The organism is Ideonella azotifigens (assembly GCF_006519715.1).
GTDB classification, from domain to species: Bacteria; Pseudomonadota; Gammaproteobacteria; order Burkholderiales; family Burkholderiaceae_C; genus Ideonella; species Ideonella azotifigens.
This window is the reverse complement of the sequence record NZ_VIDT01000981.1, coordinates 1-1,570: the sequence shown is the minus strand read 5'-3', so window position 1 is coordinate 1,570 and position 1,570 is coordinate 1. Positions and strand designations below refer to the sequence as shown.

The following is a 1,570-nucleotide window of genomic DNA, read 5'->3' as shown; positions in this document are numbered from 1 at the left end:
CGGTGGCGCACTCACCACCGGCCTGGGCTACGACGCCAACGGCAACTTGACCACCGTCAACCTGCCCAAGGGCGCCGGCCAGACCACCGCGCGGACGGCCACCAACGGCTACGACAGCCTGGGCCGGCGCATCAACAGCACCCTGGCCGCGCCCGCTGCCGGTGCCTCCGCCCCCGTCATCACCTTCGGCTACGACGGCCTGGACCAGCTCACCAGCGTCACCGACCCCCGGGTCAAGAAGACCACCTACACCACCAGCGGCCTGGGCAACACCAGCTCGCTGTTCAGCCCCGACACCGGCACCACCGGCTTCACCTACTTTGCCGACGGCCGCGTCCAGACCCGCACCGACGCGCTGAGCAACGTTGCCACCTACGCCTACGACGACCTGGGCCGGCTCACCGCCATCAGCTACGTCAACGGCACCACCAGCGGCGTTGGCAGCCAGTTCTACTACGACGGCAGCACCGCCACGGTGCCCAGCACCAGTGCCAACAACAGCACCGGCCAGCTCAGCAGCTTCACCGACGAATCCGGCAGCACCGTCTACACCCACGACGGCTTCGGCCGCGTGCTCACCAAGACCCAGACGGTCGCCACCAGCCCGGCCCGCAGCTTCGTGCTCAAGCAGACCTGGGGCGAGGCCAATGCCAACGAACTGGGCAAGCTCAAGACCCAGTCCTACCCCAGCAAGACCCGCGTCACCTACAGCTACTACGCCGACGGCCGGCTCAAGACCATCGGCATCAATCCCATCAAGACCGACGGTAGCGCCACCGACACCGCCAACAGCGTGACGGTGCTCAACAACCTCAAGTACACCGGCCTGAACGACGTCCAGGGCTGGACCTGGGGCAGCACCGCCACCGCCTACACCCGCGGCTTCGATGCCAACGGCAGGCTCAAGAGCTACCCCCTGGGCAACCCCGCAGGCACTGGCACCGCAGCCGGCCTCATCCGCACCCTGAGCTACGACGACGCCGGGCGCATCAGCGGCTACACCCACACCGACGGTGCCGGCGTCGCCCAACCCGCCTACGACCAGAGCTTCAACTACGACGGTCTGGACCGGCTCAAGCAGCAACAGCAGGCCAGCACCACCAACGGCTACGACTACGACCTGTCGAACAACCGAGTCAGCCAGACCGTTGCCGGCAGCACCTACGCCAACACCATTGCCAGCGGCAGCAACCGCGTCACCGTCGAGACCGGCCCCAACGGCACCACCAACTTCACCTACTTCGCAACAGGTCAGGTCAAGGCCGACGGCACCAACACCTTCACCTACAGCTCGCGCGGCCGCATGGCCTCGGTCAAGATCGGCACCGACACCGTCCAATACCGGTACAACGCGCTCGAGCAGCGTGTCTCCAAGACCGGCCCCACCACAAGAGTGGACGGCGGTGCCCGCTACTACGCCTACGACGAGCAGGGCCACCTGATCGGCGAGTACGACGCCAGCGGCAACCCGGTCTACGAAGTCGTCTACCTGGGCGACACGCCCGTGGCGCTGATCATCCAGACCCGCACCACGACCAACGGCGTGCTCAGCGTGCAGACCAGCGTGAGC

At 67.0% G+C, this 1,570-nt stretch carries 1 pseudogene; it reads left to right on the top strand.

What is annotated here, in order from left to right:
- Window positions 1-1,570: pseudogene (locus FKP22_RS29875) on the top strand (type IV secretion protein Rhs); the annotation flags it as partial.